Source organism: Micromonospora sp. NPDC050495 (genome assembly GCF_040655175.1).
Classification (GTDB): Bacteria; Actinomycetota; Actinomycetes; order Mycobacteriales; family Micromonosporaceae; genus Micromonospora.
This window is the reverse complement of record NZ_JBFAJK010000021.1, coordinates 21,713-46,693: the sequence shown is the minus strand read 5'-3', so window position 1 is coordinate 46,693 and position 24,981 is coordinate 21,713. Positions and strand designations below refer to the sequence as shown.

At 73.2% G+C, this 24,981-nt stretch carries 25 protein-coding genes and 3 pseudogenes; 23 read left to right on the top strand and 5 right to left on the bottom strand.

What is annotated here, in order from left to right; all coding sequences use genetic code 11:
- Positions 1-303 precede the first annotated feature (303 nt).
- The 6 genes from AB0I11_RS20705 to AB0I11_RS20680 all read left to right on the top strand — a co-directional run bounded on the left by AB0I11_RS20705 (position 304) and on the right by AB0I11_RS20680 (position 5,327).
- Positions 304-591 (top strand): GlsB/YeaQ/YmgE family stress response membrane protein, encoded by a 288-nt coding sequence (locus AB0I11_RS20705; protein WP_357322768.1) that lies wholly within the window; start codon positions 304-306, stop codon positions 589-591.
- A gap of 433 nt (positions 592-1,024) precedes the next feature.
- The gene (locus tag AB0I11_RS20700; protein ID WP_091269914.1) at positions 1,025-1,309 is read left to right on the top strand and encodes a GlsB/YeaQ/YmgE family stress response membrane protein; all 285 of its coding nucleotides are present in this window, start codon (positions 1,025-1,027) and stop codon (positions 1,307-1,309) included.
- Between the two features lie 225 nt (positions 1,310-1,534).
- Entirely contained in the window at positions 1,535-2,827 is a 1,293-nt protein-coding gene (locus AB0I11_RS20695) for a sugar ABC transporter substrate-binding protein (RefSeq protein WP_357322615.1), read from the top strand.
- On the top strand, positions 2,824-3,810 hold the full coding sequence (locus AB0I11_RS20690) for a sugar ABC transporter permease (protein ID WP_357322612.1): 987 nt from the start codon (positions 2,824-2,826) through the stop codon (positions 3,808-3,810). The genes AB0I11_RS20695 and AB0I11_RS20690 overlap by 4 nt, the downstream gene beginning before the upstream one ends.
- On the top strand, positions 3,807-4,637 hold the full coding sequence (locus AB0I11_RS20685; protein ID WP_357322609.1) for a carbohydrate ABC transporter permease: 831 nt from the start codon (positions 3,807-3,809) through the stop codon (positions 4,635-4,637). Before AB0I11_RS20690 ends, AB0I11_RS20685 begins: the two co-directional genes overlap by 4 nt.
- A 45-nt stretch (positions 4,638-4,682) precedes the next feature.
- Positions 4,683-5,327: an MOSC domain-containing protein gene (locus AB0I11_RS20680; RefSeq protein ID WP_357322606.1), complete on the top strand. Its 645-nt coding sequence runs from the start codon at positions 4,683-4,685 to the stop codon at positions 5,325-5,327.
- 183 nt (positions 5,328-5,510) lie between these two features.
- Here AB0I11_RS20680 and AB0I11_RS20675 read toward each other — a convergent pair whose 3' ends face one another.
- Positions 5,511-6,377: a hypothetical protein gene (locus AB0I11_RS20675; protein ID WP_357322604.1), complete on the bottom strand. Its 867-nt coding sequence runs from the start codon at positions 6,375-6,377 to the stop codon at positions 5,511-5,513.
- Positions 6,378-6,490: 113 nt separating this feature from the next.
- Positions 6,491-7,276: an enoyl-CoA hydratase-related protein gene (locus AB0I11_RS20670; RefSeq protein WP_357322601.1), complete on the bottom strand. Its 786-nt coding sequence runs from the start codon at positions 7,274-7,276 to the stop codon at positions 6,491-6,493.
- A 19-nt stretch (positions 7,277-7,295) separates the two neighbouring features.
- On the opposite strand from AB0I11_RS20670, the gene hemW reads away from it, so the two are divergent.
- Positions 7,296-8,519 carry a radical SAM family heme chaperone HemW gene (hemW, locus tag AB0I11_RS20665; protein ID WP_357322598.1) on the top strand — a complete coding sequence of 408 codons (1,224 nt, stop codon included), beginning with the start codon at positions 7,296-7,298 and terminating at the stop codon, positions 8,517-8,519.
- A 51-nt stretch (positions 8,520-8,570) separates the two neighbouring features.
- Here hemW and AB0I11_RS20660 read toward each other — a convergent pair whose 3' ends face one another.
- Positions 8,571-9,218 carry a DUF4870 domain-containing protein gene (locus AB0I11_RS20660; protein ID WP_357322595.1) on the bottom strand — a complete coding sequence of 216 codons (648 nt, stop codon included), beginning with the start codon at positions 9,216-9,218 and terminating at the stop codon, positions 8,571-8,573.
- A 224-nt stretch (positions 9,219-9,442) separates the two neighbouring features.
- Here AB0I11_RS20660 and hrcA point away from each other — a divergent pair, with 224 nt between their 5' ends.
- The 3 genes from hrcA (at position 9,443) to AB0I11_RS20645 (ending at position 12,417) form a co-directional block, all read left to right on the top strand.
- The gene (gene hrcA / locus AB0I11_RS20655) at positions 9,443-10,465 is read left to right on the top strand and encodes a heat-inducible transcriptional repressor HrcA (RefSeq protein ID WP_357322592.1); all 1,023 of its coding nucleotides are present in this window, start codon (positions 9,443-9,445) and stop codon (positions 10,463-10,465) included.
- Between the two features lie 73 nt (positions 10,466-10,538).
- Positions 10,539-11,681, top strand: coding sequence for a molecular chaperone DnaJ (gene dnaJ / locus AB0I11_RS20650; protein WP_357322589.1), 1,143 nt, complete (start codon positions 10,539-10,541; stop codon positions 11,679-11,681).
- A 1-nt stretch (position 11,682) separates the two neighbouring features.
- Positions 11,683-12,417: a 16S rRNA (uracil(1498)-N(3))-methyltransferase gene (locus tag AB0I11_RS20645; protein ID WP_357322586.1), complete on the top strand. Its 735-nt coding sequence runs from the start codon at positions 11,683-11,685 to the stop codon at positions 12,415-12,417.
- Between the two features lie 210 nt (positions 12,418-12,627).
- Here AB0I11_RS20645 and AB0I11_RS20640 read toward each other — a convergent pair whose 3' ends face one another.
- A complete protein-coding gene (locus tag AB0I11_RS20640; RefSeq protein WP_357322584.1) occupies positions 12,628-13,389 on the bottom strand; it encodes an SDR family oxidoreductase in 762 nt (253 codons plus the stop codon).
- Between the two features lie 92 nt (positions 13,390-13,481).
- On the opposite strand from AB0I11_RS20640, the gene AB0I11_RS20635 reads away from it, so the two are divergent.
- The 10 genes and pseudogenes from AB0I11_RS20635 (at position 13,482) to AB0I11_RS20590 (ending at position 22,052) form a co-directional block, all read left to right on the top strand.
- A complete protein-coding gene (locus AB0I11_RS20635) occupies positions 13,482-13,832 on the top strand; it encodes a histidine triad nucleotide-binding protein (protein ID WP_046571561.1) in 351 nt (116 codons plus the stop codon).
- A gap of 21 nt (positions 13,833-13,853) precedes the next feature.
- Positions 13,854-15,230, top strand: coding sequence for a serine hydrolase domain-containing protein (locus tag AB0I11_RS20630; protein WP_357322579.1), 1,377 nt, complete (start codon positions 13,854-13,856; stop codon positions 15,228-15,230).
- 131 nt (positions 15,231-15,361) lie between these two features.
- Positions 15,362-16,057 (top strand): annotated as a pseudogene (locus AB0I11_RS20625) (PhoH family protein); the annotation flags it as partial.
- A pseudogene (locus AB0I11_RS20620) lies at positions 16,046-16,864 on the top strand (LAGLIDADG family homing endonuclease); the annotation flags it as partial. The pseudogenes AB0I11_RS20625 and AB0I11_RS20620, both read left to right, overlap by 12 nt.
- A gap of 264 nt (positions 16,865-17,128) precedes the next feature.
- A pseudogene (locus AB0I11_RS20615) lies at positions 17,129-17,491 on the top strand (PhoH family protein); the annotation flags it as partial.
- A 17-nt stretch (positions 17,492-17,508) separates the two neighbouring features.
- On the top strand, positions 17,509-17,982 hold the full coding sequence (ybeY, locus tag AB0I11_RS20610; RefSeq protein WP_046571555.1) for an rRNA maturation RNase YbeY: 474 nt from the start codon (positions 17,509-17,511) through the stop codon (positions 17,980-17,982).
- Positions 17,958-19,370 carry a hemolysin family protein gene (locus AB0I11_RS20605; RefSeq protein WP_357322765.1) on the top strand — a complete coding sequence of 471 codons (1,413 nt, stop codon included), beginning with the start codon at positions 17,958-17,960 and terminating at the stop codon, positions 19,368-19,370. The genes ybeY and AB0I11_RS20605 overlap by 25 nt, the downstream gene beginning before the upstream one ends.
- Positions 19,363-19,749 carry a cytidine deaminase gene (locus AB0I11_RS20600; RefSeq protein ID WP_357322576.1) on the top strand — a complete coding sequence of 129 codons (387 nt, stop codon included), beginning with the start codon at positions 19,363-19,365 and terminating at the stop codon, positions 19,747-19,749. The genes AB0I11_RS20605 and AB0I11_RS20600 overlap by 8 nt, the downstream gene beginning before the upstream one ends.
- 55 nt (positions 19,750-19,804) lie before the next feature.
- Positions 19,805-20,719 (top strand): GTPase Era, encoded by a 915-nt coding sequence (gene era / locus AB0I11_RS20595; protein WP_357322572.1) that lies wholly within the window; start codon positions 19,805-19,807, stop codon positions 20,717-20,719.
- 181 nt (positions 20,720-20,900) lie between these two features.
- Complete coding sequence (locus AB0I11_RS20590) at positions 20,901-22,052, top strand: acyltransferase (RefSeq protein WP_357322569.1); 1,152 nt, start codon at positions 20,901-20,903, stop codon at positions 22,050-22,052.
- Here the strand turns inward: AB0I11_RS20590 and AB0I11_RS20585 are convergent.
- Positions 22,039-22,824: a DUF4097 family beta strand repeat-containing protein gene (locus AB0I11_RS20585; protein WP_357322566.1), complete on the bottom strand. Its 786-nt coding sequence runs from the start codon at positions 22,822-22,824 to the stop codon at positions 22,039-22,041. The two genes, AB0I11_RS20590 and AB0I11_RS20585, sit on opposite strands and share 14 nt — an antisense overlap.
- A gap of 102 nt (positions 22,825-22,926) precedes the next feature.
- On the opposite strand from AB0I11_RS20585, the gene recO reads away from it, so the two are divergent.
- The 3 genes from recO to AB0I11_RS20570 all read left to right on the top strand — a co-directional run bounded on the left by recO (position 22,927) and on the right by AB0I11_RS20570 (position 24,844).
- A complete protein-coding gene (gene recO, locus AB0I11_RS20580; RefSeq protein ID WP_357322564.1) occupies positions 22,927-23,781 on the top strand; it encodes a DNA repair protein RecO in 855 nt (284 codons plus the stop codon).
- Between the two features lie 8 nt (positions 23,782-23,789).
- Positions 23,790-24,590, top strand: coding sequence for an isoprenyl transferase (locus tag AB0I11_RS20575; RefSeq protein WP_357322762.1), 801 nt, complete (start codon positions 23,790-23,792; stop codon positions 24,588-24,590).
- A 68-nt stretch (positions 24,591-24,658) separates the two neighbouring features.
- Positions 24,659-24,844, top strand: a complete 186-nt coding sequence (locus AB0I11_RS20570; RefSeq protein WP_357322561.1) for a hypothetical protein — start codon at positions 24,659-24,661, stop codon at positions 24,842-24,844.
- Positions 24,845-24,981 lie beyond the last annotated feature (137 nt).

Here is a 24,981-nt window from a genome sequence, read left to right as displayed (position 1 = left end):
AACCGCCGACGTGACGGCCGGCGCCCCGCTCGAGACGACCCCGATCCGGGTCCGTCCGGGCCGGGGCGCCGGCCGTTTCCGCGTACCCGAACGGATTTTTGCTGCCGCGACGGCCCGCCGCCGGGCCTGGGTGGGATCGCTCCCACCTGCGCATTCGCGGGTCGGAGCGGAACCGACGCGGCGCTGGCCGGGGGTGGTGCGGTGACCGGGCGCGGGCTGAATCGGTTTGGGTTTTCGGCGCCTCGGGCATGTACCGGTCACGATAGGAAACACAACAGACCGTATGAAACTTCTTAGAAGGAGCTGACAGTGACCGTCTGGGGCATCATCACCGCGCTCATCGTTGGTCTGATCGTCGGCGCTCTGGGTCGCCTGATCGTTCCGGGCCGCCAGAACATGCCGATGTGGCTGCACATGGTGATCGGCGTGGGCGCCGCGCTGCTGGGCACCGTCCTGGCCCGTGCCGTGGGCATCGCCACCGAGACCGCCGGCATCGACTGGACGGAGCTGCTGGTCCAGGTCGTGCTGGCCGCCATCGCCGTGGCCCTGGTGGCCGGCGTGGGCCGTCGGCGCAGCGTCTCGCGCTACTGACGCCGCTCGCCAAGCACCTGTGCGGGCGCCCGACCGACCGGTCGGGCGCCCGCCGGCGTTCGTGCCGGCGGCCACCGGAAGGGCCGGCGGCCACCGGAAGGGCGGGCACGGCCAGCCTTGAAATGCGCCTCGCGGTCACCCGTTGTCCGGGTGGCCGCGTTCGCGTGTTGCCGTGGCGACCGGTTCTGATGCCTGGGCCGGACGGCCCGCGCTCCAGCGGCTCGAATCGGCCCGGGAAAGCCCAGCTCATGTCCCGGATCGACCCGGCAAGGCCCCGACTCACGGCCCGGATCGGTCCGGGAAAGCCCAGCTCATGGCCGTCTCGAGCAATTCGTCACCGGAGTCGGTTTGGATTTTCGGCGGGTCGGGAACTTAGCGGTCACGACACGAAGCAGACGGCGACGTGTGACAAATTCGCAGAAGGAGGGCGACCGTGGAGCTCACCGTTTGGGGCATCATCACCGCGCTCATCGTTGGTCTGATCGTCGGCGCTCTGGGCCGCCTGGTCGTTCCGGGCCGCCAGAACATGCCGATGTGGCTGCACATGCTGATCGGCGTGGGCGCCGCGCTGCTGGGCACGATCGTGGCCCGCGCCTCGGGCTTCGCCGACACCGCCGGCATCGACTGGCGCGAGCTGCTGCTGCAGGTCCTGTTCGCCGCCATCGGCGTGGCCCTGGTGGCCGGGGTCGGCCGCCGCCGCGGGGTCTCGCGCTACTGACCATCCGCACCGAAGCGCTCAGCGGGCGCCCGACCACGAGGTCGGGCGCCCGCTTTCGCGTTCACCGTGCTGACCTGCCTGGACAGCACGCCTGCCGCCGGGGCGGGGGGCTGCGATACCGTCGCCACGGCCGCCCGCCGCGACTGCCCCCTGTTGTAAAGGAAATTTTCCTACTAAGGTGCGGCGGAGAAGGTTAGTGCCAAACCGGCGCGAGGGAGATATGGCGTGAACAGGTGGAAGCGGCTGGCCCCGGTCACCGCCATCGTGGCCTCGGCCGCGATGGTGCTCGCCGGCTGCGGTGGCTCCGGCGACGACGACAAGGCCGCGGACAACAGCAAGCTCACGGTCTGGATGATGGGTGAGGGCGGCGACGCCCAGACCAAGTTCCTCGACGGCGTCGAGGCGGAGTTCAAGAAGAAGCACCCCGAGACCGACGTCGTGGTGCAGTACATCCCCTGGCTCGAGGCGCCGAAGAAGTTCCAGGCCGCGCTCGCCGGTGGGGAGGGGCCCGACGTCACCGAGCTGGGCAACACCGAGACCCAGGGCTGGGCGGCCCAGGAGGCCCTCGCCGACGTCACCGACAAGTTCAGCGGCTGGTCCGAGGGCAAGGACATCCTTCCCGGCCTGGTCAAGAACGCCCAGCTCGACGGCAAGCAGTACGGCGTCCCGTGGTACGCCGGCGTGCGGGCCATCTACTACCGCACCGACTGGTTCGCCGAGGCCGGCGTGAAGCCGCCGACGACCTGGGACGAGCTGGTCAGCGTCGCCAAGACGGTCCAGGCCAAGAAGCCGAACACCTACGGCATCGCCCTGCCCGGCAACTCCGAGCTGCCGTTCTACTCGTTCCTCTGGGCGGCCGGCGGCGAGATCGCCACCAAGCAGGGGGACAGCTGGAAGTCCGGCTACAACACGCCGGAGGCGCAGAAGGCGGTCAAGTTCTGGACCGACCTGGTGACCGTGCACAAGGTCGCCCCGCCGGCCGCGGCCGGCTGGAACGAGGTCGACGCCCGGACCCAGTTCGCCACCGGCAAGGCCGCCATGGCGTTCGCCGGCAGCTGGCAGGGTGGCGCGATGAAGAAGGACAACCCGGACATCGAGAAGGTCTGGGGCACCTTCCCCATCCCCGGCCCGGACGGCAAGGCCGCCCCGGCCTTCGCCGGCGGCTCCGACATCGCCCTCTGGAAGGACAGCAAGCGCCAGGACCTGGCCTGGGACTACCTGACCGTGCTGCTGAGCAAGCAGAAGGACAAGGAGTTCGCCAGCAGCCTCGGCTTCTTCCCGGTCTACCAGGACCTGGTCGGCAGCGGTGACTACGCCAACGACAAGGTGATGGCGGCGTTCGCCACCGCCATGCAGAACACCAAGCTGACCCCGCTGACCCCCAAGTGGGTCGAGGTCAGCCGGACCAAGACGGTGACCCAGGCGATGAACAGCTCGGTCATCAAGGGTCAGAAGACGGTCGAGAAGGCCACCGCCGACGCGGCCGCCGAGATGGAAAGCATCCTCAACGCCAAGTGACGACGCTGACCGAGGCCACCGGCACGTCCGCCGCGCGGGAGACCCCCGCGCGGCGGCGTCGCCGTCCGGACCGCCTCCCGTACCTGTTGCTGCTGCCCTGCCTGGCGATCATCGCGGTGCTGCTGCTCTGGCCGCTCGGCCAGGTCGTGATGATGTCCTTCTACAAACTGGACAGCGTCCGGCAGTTGCGGGGGGACCGCGAGTGGCCCTGGGTCGGCCTGGCCAACTACACCCAGATCCTCGGTGACCCGTTCTTCCGTACGGTGCTGCGCAACACCGTGCTCTTCGCCCTGGCCAACGTGGCGCTCACCATGATCCTCGGCACCCTGGTCGGGCTGCTGCTCAACCGGCTCGGCCGGAAGATGGCCACCTTCGTGGCCAGTTGCGTGATGCTCGCCTGGGCCACCCCGGCGCTGACCGGCACCATCGTCTGGAAGTGGATCTTCGACGACACCAGCGGGCTGGTCACCTGGCTGTTCAACAAGCTGCCCGACGGGCTGTCGACCACCCTCTTCGGGCGCAGCGACTGGACCGGCTACGGCTGGTTCAACGACCCGCTGCTGTTCTTCGCGATCCTCACCCTGGTGGTGGTCTGGCACTCGTTCCCGTTCATCGCGGTGAGCGTGCTGGCCGGCCTGAAGAGCGTGCCGAGCGAGTTGCAGGAGGCCGCCCGGGTGGACGGGGCCGGCCCGTGGCGGGTCTTCTGGTCGGTGACCTTCCCGATGCTGCGCCCGGTCTTCGGCATCCTCGTGGTGCTCTCCACCATCTGGGACTTCAAGGTCTTCACCCAGCAGTTCGTGCTCGCCGGCGGCACCCAGGACCGGACCACCTTCATGCTCTCGATCTACTCGTACGCGGAGGCCTTCTCGCCGCCGCCCAAGTACGGTCTCGGCTCGGCGATCGCGGTCATCCTCACCCTGATCCTGCTGGTGGTGACCGCCGTGTACGTCCGCATGGTGCTGCGGCAGGAGGACGAGGCGTGAAGAAGATCGCCCTCAACGGCGCCGGCCTGCTGGTCGCCCTCTTCGCGGCCTTCCCGGTCTACTGGATGGTCGCCACCTCGCTGAAGCCGAACAAGGAGATCTTCTCGGCCACCCCGCGCCCGGTGCCGGCCGAGCCGACCCTGGACCACTACCGGGAGATCCTCACCGGCAACCTCATCCCGGGCGTCACCTTCACCGACTTCTTCCTCAACAGCGTGCTGGTCGCGGTGGCCACCGTGCTGCTCAGCGGGCTGGTCGCGCTGCTCGCCGCGACCGCGGTGGCCCGGTTCCGGTTCCGGCTGCGCACCACCTTCCTGATCCTGCTGCTGGTGGTGCAGATGATCCCGCTGGAGGCGCTGGTCATCCCGCTGTTCCTGATGATCCAGCGGCTCGGGCTCTACAACACCCTGCCCAGCCTGATCCTGACCTACCTGGGCTTCTCGCTGCCGTTCGCGGTCTGGATGCTGCGCGGCTTCGTGGCCGCGGTGCCCAAGGAACTGGAGGAGGCCGCGGCGATCGACGGCGCCAGCCGCGCCCAGACCTTCCGCAAGGTGCTCTTCCCGCTGGTCGCACCCGGCCTGGTGGCCACCAGCATCTTCTCCTTCATCACCGCCTGGAACGAGCTGATCTTCGCGCTGACCTTCATCAACGACCAGCACCGGTACACCCTGCCGGTGGCGATGACGTTCTTCTTCGGCCGGGACGACACGGCCTGGGGCTCGGTGATGGCCGCCTCGACGCTGTTCACCCTCCCGGTGATCGTCTTCTTCCTGCTGGTGCAGCGCCGGATGGTCTCCGGCCTGGTCGCCGGGGCGGTCAAGGGCTGACCGCCGGGCGGGCCCCGGTCGGGCCCCGCCACTAGGCTGGCCGCCATGACGGGCAGGTTGGCGGCGGTGAACCTCGGCGTGATCACCGAGGCGGAGTGGGCGGGCGACCCGAGCGGGCGCAGCGGCATCGACAAGCAGCCGACCGACGGGCCGGTGGCCGTCCGGTTCGCCGGACTGACCGGCGACTTCATCGGCGAGCGCGCCCACCACGGCGGCCCGGACCAGGCCGTCTACGCGTACGCGGAGGAGGACGCCGCCCGGTGGTCGGCCGAGCTGGGCCGGGCGCTGCGGCCGGGTGCCTTCGGCGAGAACCTCACCACGTACGCCGTGGACGTGACCGGCGCCGTGATCGGCGAGCGGTGGGCGGTCGGCTCCGCCCTGCTCGAGGTGACCAAGCCGCGCACCCCGTGCGCCACGTTCGCCGGCTTCTGGGGCATGCCCGACCTGATCAAGCGGTTCACCGCGCGGGCCGCGCCCGGGGCGTACCTGCGGGTGCTGCGCGAGGGAGCGGTGGGCGCGGGCGACCCCGTCGAGGTGGTCGAGCGGCCGGCGCACGGGGTCACCATCGGCCAGGTGTTCCGGGCCACCACCCTGGAGCCCGACCTGCTGCCCGCCCTGCTCGACGTGCCGGAGCTGCCCGCGGCGCTCCAGGAGAAGGTCCGCCGCCGGCTCGGCGTCACCCCCGCCTGACCGCCAGCCGGCCCGCGGCCCCCGCCGTCCCGCTGCGGCCCGCTCGGGTCGCGGTGTCACGCGGCGCCCCGCTGGCCCGCTCGGGCCGCGGCGTCACGCGGCGTTCCCGCTGGCCCGCTCGGGTCGCGGTGGCACGCGGCGTTCCCGCTGGCCTGCTCGGGTTGCGGTGGCACGCAGCGGCGGTCAGGTGGCCGCGAAGACCTCCGCGAGCACCTGGGTCGGTGCCGAGCGGCCGGACTTCACCTTGCTCCACGTGCCGTGCTCGGCCGTCCACTCCAGGTCGCCGAAGCGGACCCGCTTCACGCCGTGGTCGTCGGCGTGCGAGACCAGCCAGTGCGCGTACCGCCAGCCGTTGCGGCTGTCCGAGGCGGGCACCGCGAAGTCGGTCAGGTCGACCGGCGCGGCCAGCCCGGCCAGCCCCCAGTCCAGCGCCAGGTTCTGCGCCAGCGCCGCCGCCGCGGCCGGGCCGCGCATCGTCGGCGTCGAGCCGACCGTGCAGGCCACCGCGCCGGTGGCGTGGCCGAGCAGGGCCCGGCTGAGCACCTCCGACTTCACCGCCCACTTCTGGTACGCCTCGGGGTAGGCCGACCGCTGCACCCGCTGGGCGGCCTCGGTGACCCGCAGCTTCTCCCAGCCCTTGACCTTCTTCAACGCGGCGTAGAACTTCTCCGCCGCGTAGCGCGGGTCGCGGATCTGGGCCGGCGTGCCCCAACCCTGGCTCGGGCGCTGCTGGAACAGGCCGAGCGAGTCCCGGTCGCCGTGGGCGATGTTGCGCAGGTGCGACTCCTGGTACGCGGTCGCCAGCGCCACCACCACGGCCCGCTCCGGCATCCGCCGCTGCACCCCGATCGCCGCGATGGTGGCCGCGTTCGCCATCTGCTCGGCGCTGAGCACGACCTCGCCGTCGGCCTCGACGGTGCAGGTGCGGCTCGCCATCGGCAGCCCGATCTGATGGCCGAACTGCTTGGCGACGAACCAGACACCGAGCAGCGCCAGCACGCACACGGCCACCCCTGCTGCCACGATCGCCGCCCGAGTTCGCACCCGCACCTCCTGTCCCGACAGTCCGCAAGCGTACGTGTCCGGATGGGTGGATCGGGTCGTCCGACCGGTTGCCTCCCGGTCGGTCACGCCGTGGCCACCCACCGCAGCCGCGGGCGCCCTCAGTCTCCCGTCGGCACCCAGGCGGCGGGGCGCTTCTCGCGGAACGCCAGCACACCCTCCCGGCCCTCGTCGGAGAGGAAGTACCCGGTGGAGAGCGCGGCCAACTCGGCGATCTCCGCGCGCAGGTCGCCGGCGGCCGGGCGGCGCAGCAGCTCCTTGGCGCCGGCGAGGGCCGTCGGCGCACCCCGGACCAGCGAGGCGCAGTAGCGCTCCACCGCCGCGTCCAGCCCGTCGGCCGGCACCGCGGCGGTGACCAGGCCGATCTCGGCGGCCCGCCGGCCGTCGAAGGTGTCGCCGGTCAGGTAGAGCTCGGCGGCCGCCCGGGGCAGCAGCCGGGGCAGCACGGTCGCCGAGATCACCGCCGGGATCACCCCGATCCGGACCTCGGTGAACGCGAACGTCGCCTGCTCGGCGCAGACCGCCAGGTCCGCCGCGGCGATCAGGCCCAGCCCGCCGGCCCGCGCCGGACCGGCCACCTTCGCCAGCACCGGCTTCGGGCACTCCCGGACCGCGACCAGCACGTCGCCCAGCATCCCGGCGGGCACGCTCCCGCTGGCGTACGCGGCGGCGGTCTCCTTCAGGTCCGCCCCCGAGCAGAAGACCGGACCGGTGTGGGCCAGCACGATCGCCCGGACCGCGTCGTCGGCGACCGCGGCGGCCAGCCCGGCCAGCAGCTCGGTCATCAGCGGGGTGGAGAGCGCGTTGCGGTTGTGCGGGCTGTCCAGGGTGAGGGTGGTCACCCCACGGGCCGTGGCGACCCGCACGAGAGCGTCCGGAGAGGTCATGCCGGGCACACTAGTGGCCATGCCCGGCGCTCTTCCAGAAGGCGAGTCCGTCCCGCGCGACGGATCGCTGCCCGCTGCCGCCCGCCGCGCCGTCGGCGCCCGCGGCTTCGGCGTCTATGTGCACGTCCCCTTCTGCGCCAGCCGCTGCGGCTACTGCGACTTCAACACGTACACCGCCGCCGAGCTGGGCGGCGGCGTCAGCCGGGAGACGTACGCCGACTCGGTGCTGGCCGAGCTGGCGCTCGCCCGGCGGGTGCTGGGCGACACCCCGCCGCCGCGGGTGGACACGGTCTTCGTCGGCGGCGGCACCCCGACCCTGCTCCCCGCCGACGACCTCGCCCGGATCCTCGACGGCATCGACCGGACCTGGGGGCTGGCCGCCGACGCCGAGGTGACCACCGAGGCCAATCCGGAATCGGTCAGCCCCGCGTCGCTCAAGGCGCTGCGGGCGGCCGGCTACACCCGGATCTCGCTGGGCATGCAGTCCGCCGCGCCCGGGGTGCTGGCGATCCTGGACCGGACGCACAGCGCCGGCCGGGCCACGGCCGCCGCCCTGGAGGCGCGGGACGCCGGGTTCGACCACGTGAACCTGGACCTCATCTACGGCACCCCGGGGGAGACCGCCGAGGACTTCGCCGCCTCGCTGGACCAGGTGGTCGCGGCCGGCGTGGACCACGTCAGCGCGTACGCCCTGATCGTGGAGGACGGCACCCGGCTGGCCGCCCGGATGCGCCGGGGCGAGCTGCCGTACCCCTCCGACGACGTGGCGGCGGACCGCTACCTGGCCGCGGAGGCGGCCCTCGGCGCGGCCGGCTTCTCCTGGTACGAGGTCTCCAACTGGGCCCGTTCCGAAGCGGCCCGGTGCCGGCACAACCTGCTCTACTGGACCGGCGCCGACTGGTGGGGGCTCGGGCCGGGGGCGCACAGCCACGTCGGCGGGGTGCGCTGGTGGAACGTCAAGCACCCGGCCACGTACGCGCAGCGGCTCGCGGCGGGGGAGTCGCCCGGCCTGGCCCGGGAGGTGCTCACCCCCGGTGAGGCGCACATGGAGGACGTGATGCTGCGGCTGCGGCTCGCCTCCGGCCTGCCCCTGGACGTGCTGGACGAGGCGGGGCGGGCGGCGGCCCGCCGCGCCCTGGCCGACGGCCTGCTGGACGCCGACCGCCACGCGGCCGGGCGGGCGGTGCTCACCCTGCGGGGCCGGCTGCTGGCCGACGCGGTGGTCCGCGACCTGCTGCCCTGAGCACGATCCCGGCCGGCCCACCGGCCGACCGGGATCACCTTGTCGCCCGGGTCACTTGGTGAAGCTGTAGCTCATCGGGTAGCGGTAGAGCACCCCTTCGTTGGCCTTGACCCCGGCGATGATCCCGAAGATCAGCGGCACGATCCAGACCAGCATCGGGATGAAGAACAGGATCCCGCAGGTCACCAGGGTGAGCACCCAGCTCAGCACGCCGACGATCGCCCAGGTGATCTGGAAGTTCAGCGCCGCGACGGCGTGCGCCCGGACCGTGGGCGACTGCTGCCCCCGGGTCATCAGCGCGATGAGCGGGGCCACCCAGCCGAGCAGGCCGGCACCGACGACCACCCCGACCGGACCGCCGAAGTGCGCGATCAGGGCCCAGGTCTTCTCGTCGTTGTTGGCGTAGCCGGGCGGTGGCCCGTACGAGCCGCCGGTCGGGTAGCCGACACCCGGCGGGGGCTGGCCGCCCGGCGGAGGGTAGCCACCTGGGGGCGGGTAGCCGCCCGACGGAGGCTGGCCGCCAGGAGGCGGCGGATAGCCACCGGGCGGGGGATAGCCGCCCCCGACCGGCGGCCCGGACAGTGGTGCGGTGGGGGGCTCGTCCGCTGGCGACGAGCCGTATGGGGCCGACGGCGGGGTCGCCTCCGGCGGCTGGGCGCCGGGGTCCCCCGCTCCGGGAGGGCGAGGTGGTTCAGTCATGGGGGTCACGGTAGGTGCGGCACGCAAGGCCGCACCAGAGCGGTAACGACCGGGATGTCCGGCTGATCGGCCCTGGCGGAGTGTGCCCGGGGCCGCACGAGGGGTCCGTCGCTGATCATCGCGTCAACGGGCCCGCCGACGTAGACTGGCACTCGCTACAGTCGAGTGCCAGGCCGCCTGGCCGGTGCGCCGGCGGGTCGAGGTGCGTCAGGGAGGTGGGGGAGATGGGTCTCGACGACCGCAAGCTCGCCGTGCTGCGCGCGATCGTCGAGGACTACGTCGCCACGCAGGAGCCGGTCGGCAGCAAGGCCCTGGTCGAGCGCCACCAGCTGGGCGTCTCCCCGGCCACCGTGCGCAACGACATGGCGGTGCTGGAGGAGGAGGGCTACATCCGGCAGCCGCACACCAGCGCCGGCCGGGTGCCCACCGACCGCGGCTACCGGCTCTTCGTCGACCGGCTCTCCCGGGTCAAGCCGCTCAGCCCGGCCGAGCGCCGGGCGATCGAGCGGTTCCTGGTCGGCGCGGTCGACCTGGACGACGTGGTGCACCGCACGGTCCGGCTGCTGGCCCAGCTCACCCGCCAGGTCGCCGTCGTGCAGTACCCGAGCCTGGCCCGCTCCAAGGTGCGCCACCTGGAGCTGGTGCCGATCTCCACCACCCGGCTGATGGTCGTCATGATCGCCGACACCGGCCGGGTCGAGCAGCGGCTGGTGGAGATGCCCGGTCCGATCCCCGCCGAAGACGTCACCGACCTGCGCCGGCTGGTCAACGAGAAGCTGGTCGGCAGCCGGCTCTCGGAGACCCCGCCGCTGGTCCAGGCGCTGGTCGACGAGTCCACCCCGCAGCTGCGCCCGGCCATGGCCACGCTCTCCACCGTGCTGCTGGAGACGCTGGTCGAACGGCACGAGGAGCGCATCGCGCTGGCCGGCCAGGCCAACCTCACCCGGGGTGGCCTGCTCGACTTCCAGGGCTCGCTGCGGCCCATCCTGGAGGCGCTCGAAGAAGAGGTCGTGCTGCTCAAGCTGATCGGCGAGACGGAGCCGAGCACCACCCGGGTGCTGATCGGCGACGAGAACCAATTCGACAACCTGCGGGCCGCCTCGGTGGTCAGCACCGGCTACGGACCGGGCCACACCATCGTCGGTGGGCTCGGTGTGCTCGGGCCGACCCGGATGGACTACCCCGGCAACATCGCCATGGTGCGGGCCGTGGCACGCTACGTGGGCGAACTGCTGGCCCAGAACTGACCAGTCAGGGCCGACGGCCGACCTGCGGCCGACGCGGCGCAACGCGAGACGAAACACGAGGACACCGAACGCAGTGGCCAGGGACTACTACGGCATTCTCGGCGTGAGCCGGGACGCCTCCGACGACGAGATCAAGCGCGCCTACCGCAAGCTGGCGCGGCAGTTCCACCCGGACGTGAATCCGGACCCGGAGGCACAGGAGAAGTTCAAGGACATCAACGCCGCGTACGAGGTCCTCTCGGACGACCGGAAACGGCAGATCGTCGACCTGGGCGGCGACCCCCTCGCGCCGGGCGGCGGGGGCGGCGGCCCGGGCGGCCCCGGCGGCGCCGGCCCGTTCGTCGGGTTCCAGGACATCATGGACGCGTTCTTCGGCGGCGCGGCCGGCGGCGCCCGTGGCCCGCGGCCGCGCACCCGGCCGGGCGCCGACGCGATTCTGCGGCTGGAGCTGGACCTCAACGAGACCGCCTTCGGCGTCGAGGCCCCGATCACGGTGGACACGGCGGTGCTCTGCACCACCTGCTCCGGCGCGGGCACGGCGGCCGGCACCCACCTGGCGACCTGCGAGGCGTGCGGCGGCCGGGGTGAGGTGCAGTCCGTCCAGCGGACCTTCCTCGGCCAGGTGGTCTCCGCCCGGCCGTGCACCGTCTGCCAGGGCTACGGCACCACCATCCCGCACCCCTGCCCGACCTGTGCCGGCGACGGCCGGGTGCGGACCCGGCGCTCGCTCACCGTCAAGATCCCGGCCGGGGTCGAGGACGGCATGCGGATCCGGCTGGCCCAGCAGGGCGAGGTGGGCCCGGGCGGCGGCACCGCCGGCGACCTCTACGTGGAGATCCACGAGCGGCCGCACGACGTCTACTCCCGCAAGGGCGACGACCTGCACTGCCGGGTCACCGTGCCGATGACCGCCGCCGCGCTCGGCACCCGGCTGACCATCAAGACGCTGGACAGCGAGGAGACCGTCGACGTCAAGCCGGGCACCCAGCCGGGCAGTACGCTGCGGCTGCGCGCCCGGGGCGTACCGCACCTGCGGGGCACCGGCCGGGGCGACCTCTACGTCCACCTGGACGTGCGGACCCCCACCAAGCTCGACCCCGACCAGGAGCGGATGCTGCGCGACTTCGCCAAGACCCGGGGCGAGGAGGTCGCCGAGCTGACCAAGCAGGGCGGCTTCTTCTCCCGGATGCGCGACGCCTTCAACGGGCACGCCTGACGTGTCCGCCCCGCTGTTCCTGGTCGAGGCGCTGCCCACCGGGGACACGCTGACCCTGGACGGCCCGGAGGGGCACCACGCCGCGACCGTGCAGCGGCTGCGCGCCGGCGAGGAGCTGCTGCTCGCCGACGGGCGGGGCGGCACGGCCGCCGCGGTGGTCACCGCCGTCGGCCGGGGCACCCTCGACCTCGCCGTCACCTCCCGGGGGTACGTCGACGCCGCCGTGCCCCGGCTCGTGGTGGTGCAGGGCATCGCCAAGGGCGACCGGGGCGAGTTGGCCGTGCAGGCGATGACCGAGGTCGGGGTGGACGAGATCGTCCCCTGGGCGGCGTCCCGCTCGGTGGTGCAGTGGCGTGGCGAGCGGGGCGTACGGGCCCGGGAGAAGTGGGCGGCCACCGCCCGGGAGGCGGCCAAACAGGCCCGCCGGGCGTGGCTGCCCGTGGTGGCCGGTACGCCGGACGAGTCGACCGGCACGGTGACCCGGCGGATCGCCGGGGCGGCCGCCGCGTTCGTCCTGCACGAGGAGGCCACGGACCGGCTGACCACCTCGGCACTGCCGTCGACCGGCGAGATCGTGCTGGTGGTGGGTCCGGAGGGCGGCATCGCCGGGCCCGAGCTCTCCGCCTTCCGCGAGGCCGGCGCCCGCCCGGTCCGCCTCGGCCCCTCGGTCCTGCGCACCTCCACGGCCGGCGTGGCCGCCCTCAGCGTCCTCTCCACCCGCCTCACCCGCTGGTAACCCCGCCCCCGCCCCCCGCCCCCCGCGCCCCCGCGCCCCCGCGCCCCCGCGCCCCCGCGCGTCCCGCGCCCTCGCGCGTCGATCATGGAGCTGTGGCGCCCATTCGGTAGTGATATGCCCGCTTTGTGAGGTGCCATAACTCCATGATCGATGGGGGCGGCGGCAGCGAGACGCGGGGGTGGGGAGCGAGGGTGGAGGTGGGGGTGGGGGTTAGGTGCGGAGGTAGGAGGCGCCGTTGAGGTCGATGATGGTGCCGGAGGCCCACTCGGCCTCGGGGCTGGCGAGCCAGTGCACGGCGGCGGCGATCTCGTCGGGGCGGGCGACCCGGTTGAACGGGCTCTGGGCGCGGATCGCGGCACCCCGCTCGCCGCTGAGGTGCGTGGTGGTCATGTCCGTCTCGACGAAGCCGGGCGCGACCGTCGCGACCGCGATGCCGTAGGGCGCCAGGGCCAGCGCCAGGGACTGCCCGAGCGCGTTCAGCCCGGCCTTGCTCGCGCCGTACGCGGGCTGCTCCGGCTCGCCCCGGAACGCGCCCCGGGACGAGACGTTGACGATCCGGCCGCCCCGCCCGCGCATGTGCTGCGCGGCGCACCAGGTGACGTTGGCGGCGCCGGTCAGGTTGGTCTCCAGCACCAGCCGCCACTGCTCGCGCCACTGCTCGTAGGTGTTGCCGAAGACCGGGTGCGGGAGGTCCCGGGGTCCGTACACGCCGGCGTTGTTGACCAGCACGTCCAGGCCGCCGAGCCGGTGGGCCGCGTCGTCGACCATGGCCCGGACGGCCTCCGGGTCGGCGAGGTCGGCGCGGACCACCAGGTGACCGTCCCCGGGCAACTCGGCGCGCAGCGCCTCGGCCAGCTCCGCCGAGTCCCGGTGGTGGATCGCCACCCGGTCGCCGCCCGCCGCGAACGCCCGCGCCACCGCCCGGCCGATGCCGCGCGAGGCCCCCGTCACCAGTACCGCCCGTCCCGCCATGCCGGCCATCCTGCCCCACCCGGCCTGCGTGTCCGGCACGGGCCCTTCCCGGCGTACACCGCGTTGACCGGGTCCTTCCTTACACTGCCCGGATGGGAACCGACTGCCTGTTCTGCCGGATCGTCGCCGGGGAGATCCCGGCCACCATCGTGCGGGAGACCGCCACCACCCTCGCCTTCCGGGACATCGACCCCAAGGCGCCCACCCACGTGCTGGTGATCCCCAAGGAGCACTACGCGGACGTGGCGACGCTGGCCGAGGGCGACCCGGCGCTCGCCGCCGACGTGCTGGCCACGGCCGCCGTGGTGGCCGAGGAGGAGGGGTTGACCGCGGACGGCTTCCGGCTGATGTTCAACACCGGCCCGTACGGCGGCCAGGAGGTCTTCCACGTGCACGCGCACCTGCTCGGCGGCGCCCCGCTCGGTCCGATGCTCTGCCGCTGAGCGGCTGCCTAGACTGCCCACATGATCACGGTGCATGACCGGCTCGGCCGGATGGTGCGGCAGGCGCAGGCCCAGGGGCGGATCCCGGCGGTGTCGGTGGCCCTGCACCGGGCCGACCGGCCGCTCTGGACCTGCACGGTCGGCGGGACCGGCAACGACACCCCGCTCGACCCGGAGACCGTGTTCCGGATCGGCTCGGTCACCAAGACCTTCACCGCGGTGCTGGTCATGCAGTGCCGCGACGAGGGGCTGCTCGACCTGGACGACCCGATCGGGCGGCACCTCGACCTGCCGGCACACGGCGAACTGACCGTACGCCGGCTGCTGTCGCACACCGCGGGCCTGCAGCGCGAGCCGCACGGCGACGTGTGGGACAGCCTGCGCGCCCCGGCCGTCGACCAGCTCCTCGCCGACCTGGCCCGGGTGGAGCGGGTGCTGCCCACCGGGCGGCGCTACCACTACTCCAACCTCGGCATGGCGCTGCTGGGCGAGCTGGTCGCCCGGCGGCGCGGCGGGACCTGGGCCGAGGTGCTGGCCGACCGGGTGCTGGCCCCGCTCGGGCTCACCGCGACCCGGCCCGAGCCGGGGCCGCGGGCGGCGACCGGGTACCTGGTCGACGCGTACTCCGACGAGGCCCGGCCGGAGCCGCCCACCGACTTCGGCGCGGTGGCCCCCGCCGCGCAGCTCTGGAGCACCGCGACGGACCTGGCCCGCTGGGCGGCCTTCCTGGCCGACCCGGCGGCGCTCGACCCGGCCGGCGCGGTGCTCGCCCCGGCCACCCTCGACGAGATGCGCTGGCCGCTGACCAGCACCGACGAGACGGTGTGGGCGGCCGGTTTCGGCCTCGGGCTGATCCTGGTGCCGCAGCCGGGGCGGGTGATGCACGTGGGGCACGACGGGGCCATGCCCGGTTTCCTGGCCGCCGCCTACGGCCGCCGCGGCGGGGACGGTACGGCGGGGGCGATGAGCTGTGCGGTGCTGGGCTCCTCGGGTACCGGCGTGGCGGTCTTCGACCTGCCGCACCGGCTGCTCGCCGCCGCGGCCGAGCACGACCCGGCCGACGTCGAGCCGTGGGCGCCCGGTCCGCCCGCCCCGGAGCACCTGCGCGGCGTGCTGGGCCGCTGGTGGGGCGAGGGCTTCGAGTACGTCTTCTCCTGGCACGACGGGGCGCTGCGGGCCCGGGGCGCGGACGACCCGGCCGGCAAGCCGCCCGCCGTGTTCACCGCGCTGCCGGACCGGCCGGACGTGTTCCGTACCGTCGCCGGCCGGGAGGTGGGCGAGCTGCTCCGGCTCACCCGCGACGAGCGCGGCGCGGTGGTCCGGATGCACTGGGCCACCTACCGCTTCACCCGGGCCCAGGAGACCTTCGAGGGGTACGACTTCCGCACCGGTAGTTGACCTTCGACCACGGGAAATGGGCGCGGTGCGTGTGGTGTTGACCCGATACGATGGATGAGTCGTCCGCCGCGCCAGCAGGGGCCCGGCGCCGAGATCGAGAGCAGGTGGCGCAGGGCCGGACGGCCCGAGCTATGACGGACACCCCACCTCCCGCCCCGCCCCGGGTGCAGACCAGGATCACGGTCCCCGACCAGAAGATCATGGTGAACCTGCTCGGTGCGGGCGACGAGATCCTCCGGCTTGTCGAACGCTCCGTCAACAGTGACGTCCACGTGCGGGGCAACGAGATCACCATCACCGGCGCCCCCGGGGACAACGCCCTCGCCGAGCGCCTCTTCAGCGAGCTGCTCGAACTGATCGAGAAAGGCGAGACCCTGACCACAGACGCCGTCCGGCGTACCGTCGGCATGCTCGAGCAGGGCAGCGCCGAGCGGCCCGCCGAGGTCCTGACGCTCAACATCCTCTCCCGGCGCGGCCGCACCATCCGCCCCAAGACCCTCGGGCAGAAGCGCTACGTCGACGCGATCGACGCGCACACCATCGTCTTCGGCATCGGCCCCGCCGGCACCGGCAAGACCTACCTGGCGATGGCGAAGGCGGTCCAGGCGCTGCAGGCCAAGCAGGTCAACCGGATCATCCTGACCCGGCCGGCGGTCGAGGCGGGGGAGCGGCTGGGCTTCCTGCCCGGCACCCTGAACGAGAAGATCGACCCCTACCTGCGGCCGCTGTACGACGCGCTGCACGACATGCTCGACCCGGAGTCGATCCCGAAGCTGATGGCCGCCGGCACCATCGAGGTGGCGCCGCTGGCGTACATGCGGGGTCGGGCGCAGCCGTACGACGCCCGGGTCCTGACCCCGGAGGGCTTCAAGCCGTTCGGGTCGCTCCAGGTCGGTGACCTGGTCATCGGTTCGGACGGAACGCCTACGCCGGTGATCGGGATCTACCCGCAGGGGCCGAAGCAGGTCTACCAGGTCACGACCCAGGACGGTGCGTCCACGCTCTGCTGCGGTGAGCACCTGTGGACCGTCGCCACACCGGACGACAAGCGGCGCGGGCGCCGGCGCACGATCGAGACACAGGAGATGATCGGCAAGGAGTGGCGAGGCCACACCCGGCGCTACGAACTCCCGCTCGTCGCGCCGGTGCAGATGGAGCCGCGGGCGGTTCCGCTCGACCCGTACGCGCTCGGGCTGCTGCTCGGCGACGGCGCGATCTCGTGCCGGACCACGCCGTCCTTCTCCACCGCCGATCCGGAGTTGGCGGTCGCGCTGGAGGAGGCGCTTGTCGACGTCGAAGTGGTCCGCAAGGGTGACTACGACTACGCCCTCCGTAACGTCAACGGGCATCGGGGCGGCGTGATCGTGGCGAACCCGGTGACGCTGGCCATCCGCGAATTGGGCCTGGCGGGCGCGACGTCGGGGACGAAGTTCGTGCCCGAGGTGTACAAGAACAACAGCGTCGGCGTCCGGCTGGCGGTCCTGCAGGGACTGCTGGACACGGACGGCGGGCCGGTGATCCAGGCGGGGCGTAGCTGCCGCGTGCAGTACTCGACGACGTCGACCCGGCTGCGGGACGATGTGGTTCACCTCGTCGAATCGCTCGGCGGGGTCGCGACGTACCGGGTCCGCGAGGCCGAGGGGCGGCGGCCAGGTCTGGCGAAGGGCCGTCCGGTTCCGTACCGTTCCGACGCCTATGTTGTGGAGATCCGGCTTCCGGCTGGCGTTGCGCCGTTCCGCCTGTCGCGCAAGCGCCGGGTCTACGACGAGCACGGCGGTGGCCGGCCGATGCGGTTCATCGACTCGATCATCCCGGCCGGGGTGCGGGAGACGATGTGCATCCAGGTCGCGGCGGAGGATTCGCTCTACGTCACCGACGACTTCCTGGTCACCCACAACACCTTGAACGACGCGTTCATCATCCTGGACGAGGCGCAGAACACCACGCCCGAGCAGATGAAGATGTTCCTCACCCGGCTCGGCTTCGGTTCCAAGATCGTGGTCACCGGTGACGTCACCCAGGTGGACCTTCCCGGCGGGACGACCAGCGGCCTGCGGGTGGTCCGGGACATCCTGTGCAACGTCGAGGACGTGCACTTCGCCCAGCTTTCCAGCGCCGACGTGGTCCGCCACAAGCTGGTGGGCGAGATCGTCGACGCGTACGCCCGCTGGGACGCCGAGCGGGAGAACCAGCAGGCGCAGAGCGTGCACGCCGTGCCCGGGCGGACCGCCCAGGGCGGCCGGGCCGGCCGGCGCCGCTAACCACCAGAGGAAGACAGTTGTCCATCGAGATCGCCAACGAGTCGGGTGTCGAGGTCGACACCGACGCCGTGCTCGCCGTCGCCCGGCACGCCCTCGACGAGATGGGGGTCAACCCCCTCGCCGAGCTCTCCGTGCTGCTGGTCGACATCGACTACATGTCCGAGCTGAACCATCGCTGGATGGGTGGCGACGGCCCCACCGACGTGCTCGCCTTCCCCATGGACGAGGGCAGCGTCGACCACGGCCCGGGCGAGAGCGGCCCGGCCGGCGGTGAGCCGGCCCTGCTCGGCGACATCGTGCTCTGTCCGGAGGTGGCGGCCAAGCAGGCGGCCACCGCGGGGCACGCCACCGCGGACGAGTTGCACCTGCTCACCGTGCACGGCGTGCTGCATCTGCTCGGCTACGACCACGCCGAGCCGGAGGAGGAGCGGGAGATGTTCGGTCTCCAGGCCCGGCTGCTGGACAGCTGGCGGTCGACCCGGTCGCGGTGATGACCACCCTGGCGGCCGTCGCCGCTCCCGCCGACCTCCCCGATCTCCAGCTCATCGCCGTCGCGGCCGCGCTGGTGGTGCTGGCCGGGCTCATCGCGATGACCGAGGCCGCGCTGGCGGCCGTGTCGCCGGCCCGGGCCGCCGAGCTGGCCCGGGACGGGGCGCGCGGCGCGCGTACCCTCCAGGCGGTCGCCGGTGACGTGGTCCGCCACCTCAACCTGCTGCTGCTGGTCCGGCTGCTGGCCGAGCTGACCGCCACCACGCTGGTCGCGCTGGTGGCGGTGGACAGCTTCGGCGCCGGCTGGCGGGCCGCCCTGGTCACCGCCGGGGCGATGACCGTGGTCAGCTTCGTGGTGGTCGGCGTGGCGCCGCGCACCCTGGGTCGGCAGCACGCGTACGCGGTGGGGCGCGCGGTCGCCCCGCTGGTGCGCTGGCTGGGCCGGGCGCTCAACCCGCTGGCGTCGCTGCTGATCCTCATCGGCAACGCGGTCACCCCCGGCAAGGGCTTCCGGGAGGGCCCGTTCGCCAGCCAGGTGGAGCTGCGTGAGCTGGTCGACCTGGCCGAGCAGCGCGGCGTGGTGGAGCACGGCGAACGCCAGATGATCCATTCGGTCTTCGCGCTCGGCGACACCATCGCCCGGGAGGTGATGGTGCCGCGTACCGAGATGGTGTGGATCGAGGAGCACAAGACGCTCAACCAGGCGCTGGTCCTCTTCCTGCGCTCCGGCTTCTCCCGCATCCCGGTGATCGGGGAGAGCGTCGACGACGTGCTCGGCGTGCTCTACCTGAAGGACCTGATCCGGCGCACCCAGGGCGGTGACCCGCGCAGCGGGCGGCTGGCCGTGTCGGAGCTGATGCGCCCGGCGACGTTCGTGCCGGAGTCCAAGCCGGTCGACGACCTGCTCTCCGAGATGCAGGCCGCCCGCAACCACCTGGTCATCGTGGTCGACGAGTACGGCGGCACCGGCGGCCTGGTCACCATCGAGGACATCCTGGAGGAGATCGTCGGTGAGATCACCGACGAGTACGATGTCGAGCGCCCGCCGGTCGAGCGCCTGCCGGACGGCTCGGTGCGGGTGACCGCCCGGCTGCCCGTGGAGACGCTGGGCGAGCTGTTCGACACCGACCTGCCCACCGACGAGGTGGAGACGGTCGGCGGTCTGCTCGCCCAGTCGCTCGGCCGGGTGCCGATCCCCGGCGCGGAGGCCGAGGTGGCCAGGCTCCGGCTGCTCGCCGAGGGCACCACCGGCCGGCGCAACCGGATCGACACCGTGCTGGTGAGCCGGGTCGAGCCGAGCGACGCGCCGGACAGCGCCGGGCGCGGCGAGCACGCCGAGCCCCGCGGCAACCCCAACCGTTCCGAGGAGAGGCAACCCGCCGATGCCTGAGTCTTCCGCCGTGCCGGCGGCCCGGCCCACCCCGTCCGATCCGGCCGAGCTGAGCGCCGAGGACGGCAAGCTGGTCGTCCTGGCCCGCGGCGCGCGGGGTCGGGTCGGCGCCGTGGAGGGCGCCGCGGTCCGGGACCAGGACGGCCGGACGTACGCGGCGGCCAGCGTGGCGCTGCCGTCGTTGGCGCTGACCGCGCTCCAGCTCGCGGTCGCCTCGGCGGTGGCCGCCGGGGCCAGCCGGCTGGAGGCGGCGGTGGTGGTGACCGAGGCCTCGACGCTGGACGGCGCCGGGCACGCCGCCGTCCGGGACCTCGCCGCCGACGCGCCGATCCACGTGGCCGCGCCGGACGGCACCGTCCTCGGCACGGTGGTCGAGTGACCGGGCAGCGCACCTGGCCGGCGCGCGGCGGCGCGGGGCGAAGCGGAGCGGTGGCATGAGCGCGACCGGGCTGCCGGATCCGGAGGCGCCGCGCCCGTACCGGGCCGGGTTCGCCTGTTTCGTCGGCCGGCCGAACGCCGGCAAGTCGACGCTGACCAACGCGATCGTCGGCACCAAGGTCGCGATCACCTCGAACAAGCCGCAGACCACCCGGCATGTCATCCGGGCGGTGCTGCACCGGCCGGACTCCCAGCTCGTGCTGGTCGACACCCCCGGCCTGCACCGGCCCCGGACGCTGCTCGGCGAGCGTCTCAACGACCTGGTCCGGGAGACCTGGAGCGAGGTCGACGTGATCGGTCTCTGCATCCCGGCGAACGAGCCGATCGGCCGGGGCGACCGGTTCATCACCGGCGAGCTGGCCAGCCTCAAGGCCACCGTGCTGGCCGTGGTCACCAAGACCGACCTGGTGGACAAGCGGCGGCTGGCCGAGCAGCTGCTCGCGGTCAGCGAGCTGGGCGAGTTCGCCGACGTGGTGCCGGTCAGCGCGGTCTCCGGGCACCAGGTGGACACGCTGGTCGACGTGATGACCGGCTACCTGCCGGAGTCGCCGCAGCTCTACCCGGACGACATGCTCACCGACGACCCGGAGCAGGTGCTGGTCGCCGAGCTGATCCGCGAGGCGGCGCTGGAGGGGGTCCGGGACGAGCTGCCGCACTCCATCGCCGTGGTGGTGGAGGAGATGATCCCGGAGGGCAACCTCACGAAGATCTACGCCGACCTGTACGTCGAGCGGTCGAGCCAGAAGGCGATCGTCATCGGACACCGGGGCAGCCGACTCAAGGAGGTCGGCACCACCGCCCGCCGGCACATCGAGGAGCTGATCGGCGGCCGGATCTACCTGGACCTGCACGTCCGGGTCGCCAAGGACTGGCAGCGGGACCCGAAGCAGCTGCGCAAGCTCGGCTTCTGACCGCGTCCCTGCGCTCCGCCGGCCCCGGGCCGGAGGAGCGCGTCAGGCCGTGACCGGCCTGGTCAAATTCAGTCTGCTCTATGGGAAGTCTCACTTTCGGCCCGGCCCGCGGGCCGGTTCGCCGGGCCGGCCCGGAGGGTAGGGGAAACCTGTTCCCGCCCCCGGACCCAGATGCAGGCTGATGCGAAACCGATACCTTGACCTGCTCCGCTCCCTGGCCATCGTCCGAGTCGTCGTCTACCACGTGACCGGCTACGCCACGCTCACCCTGGTGTTCCCGGCCATGTCGGTGATGTTCGCGCTCGCCGGCTCGCTGATGGCCGCCTCGCTGGACCGGACCGGCGCGCCGGCCGTGCTGCGCCGGCTGCGTCGCCTGCTGCCGTCGCTCTGGGTGCTCGCCGCGGTCTTCGTCCCGGCCATGCTGCTCACCGGGCTGCCGTTCACCCCGAAGGTGCTGCTCTGGCTCTTCCCGGTGAGCGACCCGCCGGCCAACTACTGGGGTGGGCTGGCGCTGAGCCCGATCTGGTACCTGCGGGACTACCTGTGGTTCGTGCTCGCCTCGCCGCTGGTGCTCTGGCTGTTCCGCCGGGCGCCGCTGCCCGTGCTGCTCGCCCCGTACGCGCTGCTCGCGGTGATCGAGTTCGGCATCTTCCCGGACGCCCCGACCATGCTGCGCGAGTTCGGCCTCTACTTCGGCGCCTGGCTGCTCGGCTTCGCCCACCACGACGGGCTGCTGCGCCGGATGCGAAACCGGGTGCTCGTGCCCACCGCGCTCGTCCTCGGCACGGCCGGCCTGGCCTGGATCGTCACCCACCCCGGCCCGCGCGGCCACGACCTGAACGACATCCACCTCGGCAACGCGCTCTGGTCGGCGGCGTTCATCCTGGTGGCGATCGGCCGGGCGCCCGACGGGGCGGCCTGGGTGGACCGCAACCCGGTGCTGAGCCGCGTCGTGACGGTGCTGAACCGGCGCGCCCTCACCTGCTACCTCTGGCACATGCCCTTCGTGGTGGCGCTCACCCCGCTGGTCGGCCTGGTCGGCTGGACCCCGCGCGACCCGCTCGGGCTGGCCGTCCGGGTGGTGCTGGTGTTCGTCCTGGTCGGCGTGGTCACCCTGCTGGTCGGCTGGGTGGAGGACCTGGCGGCCCGGCGTACCCCGGAGCTGTTTCCCGGCCGGCCCCGGCGGACCGGGGCCGAACGGGCGGCGACCGCGCCGGCCAGCCCCGCGCCGGCCGGTGCGGCGGCCGAACTGGTCGGCGCCGGCCGGGTCCCCGCCCCGCGCCGCGCCCCCGAGCCGACCGAGTCGCGCGCGGACCGCCTCAGCGCCGGATGATCCGGACGTTGCCGCTGGTGGCGGCGACGTCCAGCAGCAGCGACGCGGCCGGGTCGTCGGGCACGCCCAGGTTGGTGTCGCCGGACCGGGCGCTGGCCCGCACCCGGTAGCGGTCGTCCGGCACGGTGAGGTCGATGTCGCCGCTGGACGCCCGCAGCCGAACCGTGGCCGGCCGGTCCAGCTCGACGGTGACGTTGCCGGAGCTGGCCTCCGCGTCCACCCCGGCGCCCAGCCGGCGCGCCTCGATGTCGCCGGACGACGCGCGCAGCCGGACCGCGCCGGCCGCGTCGACCACCCGGATGTTGCCCGAGGTGGTCTCGGCGCGGACATCGCCGCGTGCCCCGCTCACGCTGAGATCCCCCGAGCGCAGGGTGAACTCGACGGTGCCGACCTGGGCCAGCTCGACGTTGCCGGAGGAGGTCTCGCCGCGCACCGCCACGCCCGCCGGGGCGGTCACCTCCCAGGAGACGGTGCACCGGGCGCCGCAGTCGGTCGGCAGCACCAGTTCGTCGCCCTTGATCTGGTACCGGGTGTCGGGCTGCTGCCCGCCCTGGTAGCGGACCACCCGCTTGATCCGCACCTGGCCGGCGGGCCCGGTGGCGCGGACGGCCACGTCGCCGGCGCCCCCGGACGGCACGGTGATCCTGCTGATCCCGGTCGCCTCGGTGTTGTCGTAGTCCAGCCGTCGGAACGACAGGTTGTCGCACCCGCAGAGGAGAATGAGCGAGGCCGCGGCGGCGGTGACGGCGACGGCGGTCCGGTGCAGAGCCATGGCGAGCACGCTACGACCCACCGCCCGGGTGGCACATCCGGGATCCACCGCCGATCCACCCCGAGCCGACCCTGAGATCGCACCCCGAGGGAGAATGGCCCGATGGCCGGGTACCGCCGACAGCTCTACCGCGACGACGCGGTGGTGCTGCGCGTGCAGAAGCTGGGTGAGTCCGACCGGATCATCACCCTGCTCACCCGCCGGCACGGCCGGCTGCGCGCGGTGGCCCGCGGCGTGCGGCGCACCACCAGCAGGTTCGGCGCCCGGCTGGAGCCGTTCGGGCACGTCGACCTCCAGCTCGCCGGCGACCCCAAGGGCAATCAGGGCAGCTCGCTGCAGAGCATCAGCCAGGTCGAGGGGATCGACCTGTACGGCAAGCGGTTCCTCGGCGACTACCCCCGCTACACGGCGGCCAGCGCGATCGCCGAGACGGCGGAGCGGCTCACCCCGATCGAGCGGGAGCCCTCGCTGCGGCTGTTCCAGCTCACCCTGGGCGCGTTGCGCTCGCTGGCCACCGGCGAGCACGCCACCACCCTGGTGCTCGACGCGTACCTGCTGCGCGGCATGTCCTTCGCCGGCTGGGCGCCGGCGCTGACCGCCTGCGCGGTCTGCGGCACCCCGGGGCGGCACCGGGCGTTCTCGGTGCCGGCCGGCGGCGCGGTCTGCCCGGACTGCCGGCCCCCCGGCGCCGCCCACCCGGCCCCGGCCACCATCGACCTGATGTCCGCGCTGACCACCGGCGACTGGGCGTACGCCGACGCCACCGAGACCGGCGTGCGCCGGGAGTGCAGCGGCCTGGTCGCGGCGCACCTCCAGTGGCATCTGGAGCGCGCGCTACGCTCGCTGCCGCTGGTCGACCGGGGCGCCCCGGCGGCCGGCGCGGGGCCGGGTGTGGTACCGCCGGGTGCCGGCGCCGGACCGGCCACCGCTGGCGCGAACAGGGAGATTAGCGAGTGATCCGATCGATGAGGGCCGGCCGGCGCGAGCCGGTGCCACCGACTCCGCACCCGTCGGGCGCCCGGCCCCCGGCCCTGCCGGCCGACGCGCTGCCGCGGCACATCGCCGTGGTGATGGACGGCAACGGGCGCTGGGCCAAGGAGCGCGGCCTGCCCCGCACCAAGGGTCACGAGCAGGGCGAGCACAGCCTCTTCGACACCATCGAGGGCGCCATCGAGCTGGGCATCCCCTACCTGTCGGCGTACGCCTTCTCGACCGAGAACTGGCGGCGCTCGCCGGACGAGGTCCGCTTCCTGATGGGCTTCAACCGGGACGTGATCCGTCGCCGCCGCGACCAGCTCGTCGACCTCGGCGTCCGGGTGGTCTGGTCCGGCCGGGCCGGGCGGCTGTGGAAGAGCGTCATCTCGGAGTTGCAGACCGCCGAGGAGATGTCCCGCGGCAACTCGACGCTGACCCTGCAGTTCTGCGTCAACTACGGCGGCCAGGCGGAGATCGCCGACGCGACCGCCGCGATCGCCCGGGACGTCGCCGCGGGCCGGCTGCACCCGGACCGGATCACCGAGAAGACCATCGGAAAGTACCTCTACCACCCGGAGGTCCCCGAGGTGGACCTCTTCCTGCGCCCCTCCGGCGAGCAGCGCACCTCCAACTTCCTGCTCTGGCAGAGCGCGTACGCCGAGCTGGTCTTCCTGGACACCCTTTGGCCGGACTTCGACCGCCGCCACCTGTGGTACGCGTGCGAGCTGTACGCGCAGCGGGACCGCCGCTTCGGCGGCGCGCTGCCCAACCCGGTGGCGCCGACCGGCTAGGTGAGGCTTACCGACGCGACGCACTGGGTACCAGAACGTACAGCAGACGATCGCGGAGGTGAACCCACATGATTCAGAAGCGGATCGCGCAGTGGGCGGTCATGGCGGTCGCCGTGCCGCTGGCGGCGGCCGGTGCGCGCCGGCTCAGCCACACTCTGGAGGCCCGTCGCGGGCCGAGCGGGGCGAGCCGGTTGCTCACCAGGGGCGCCGACATGCTCCGGCCGCAGAAGGCCAAGCGGCGTCGGTTCTTCTGACGCCGGCGGCCCGGCGCAGCGTCGCGGCGGGCCATCCCTCGGGCGCCTCGCATCCGGCTTTCGGGCCGGGGGCGGGGCGCCCGCGCGTACGATCGGCGCAGGGCGCGCCGCCGGGACGCGCCCGCCACGGGGGTGGG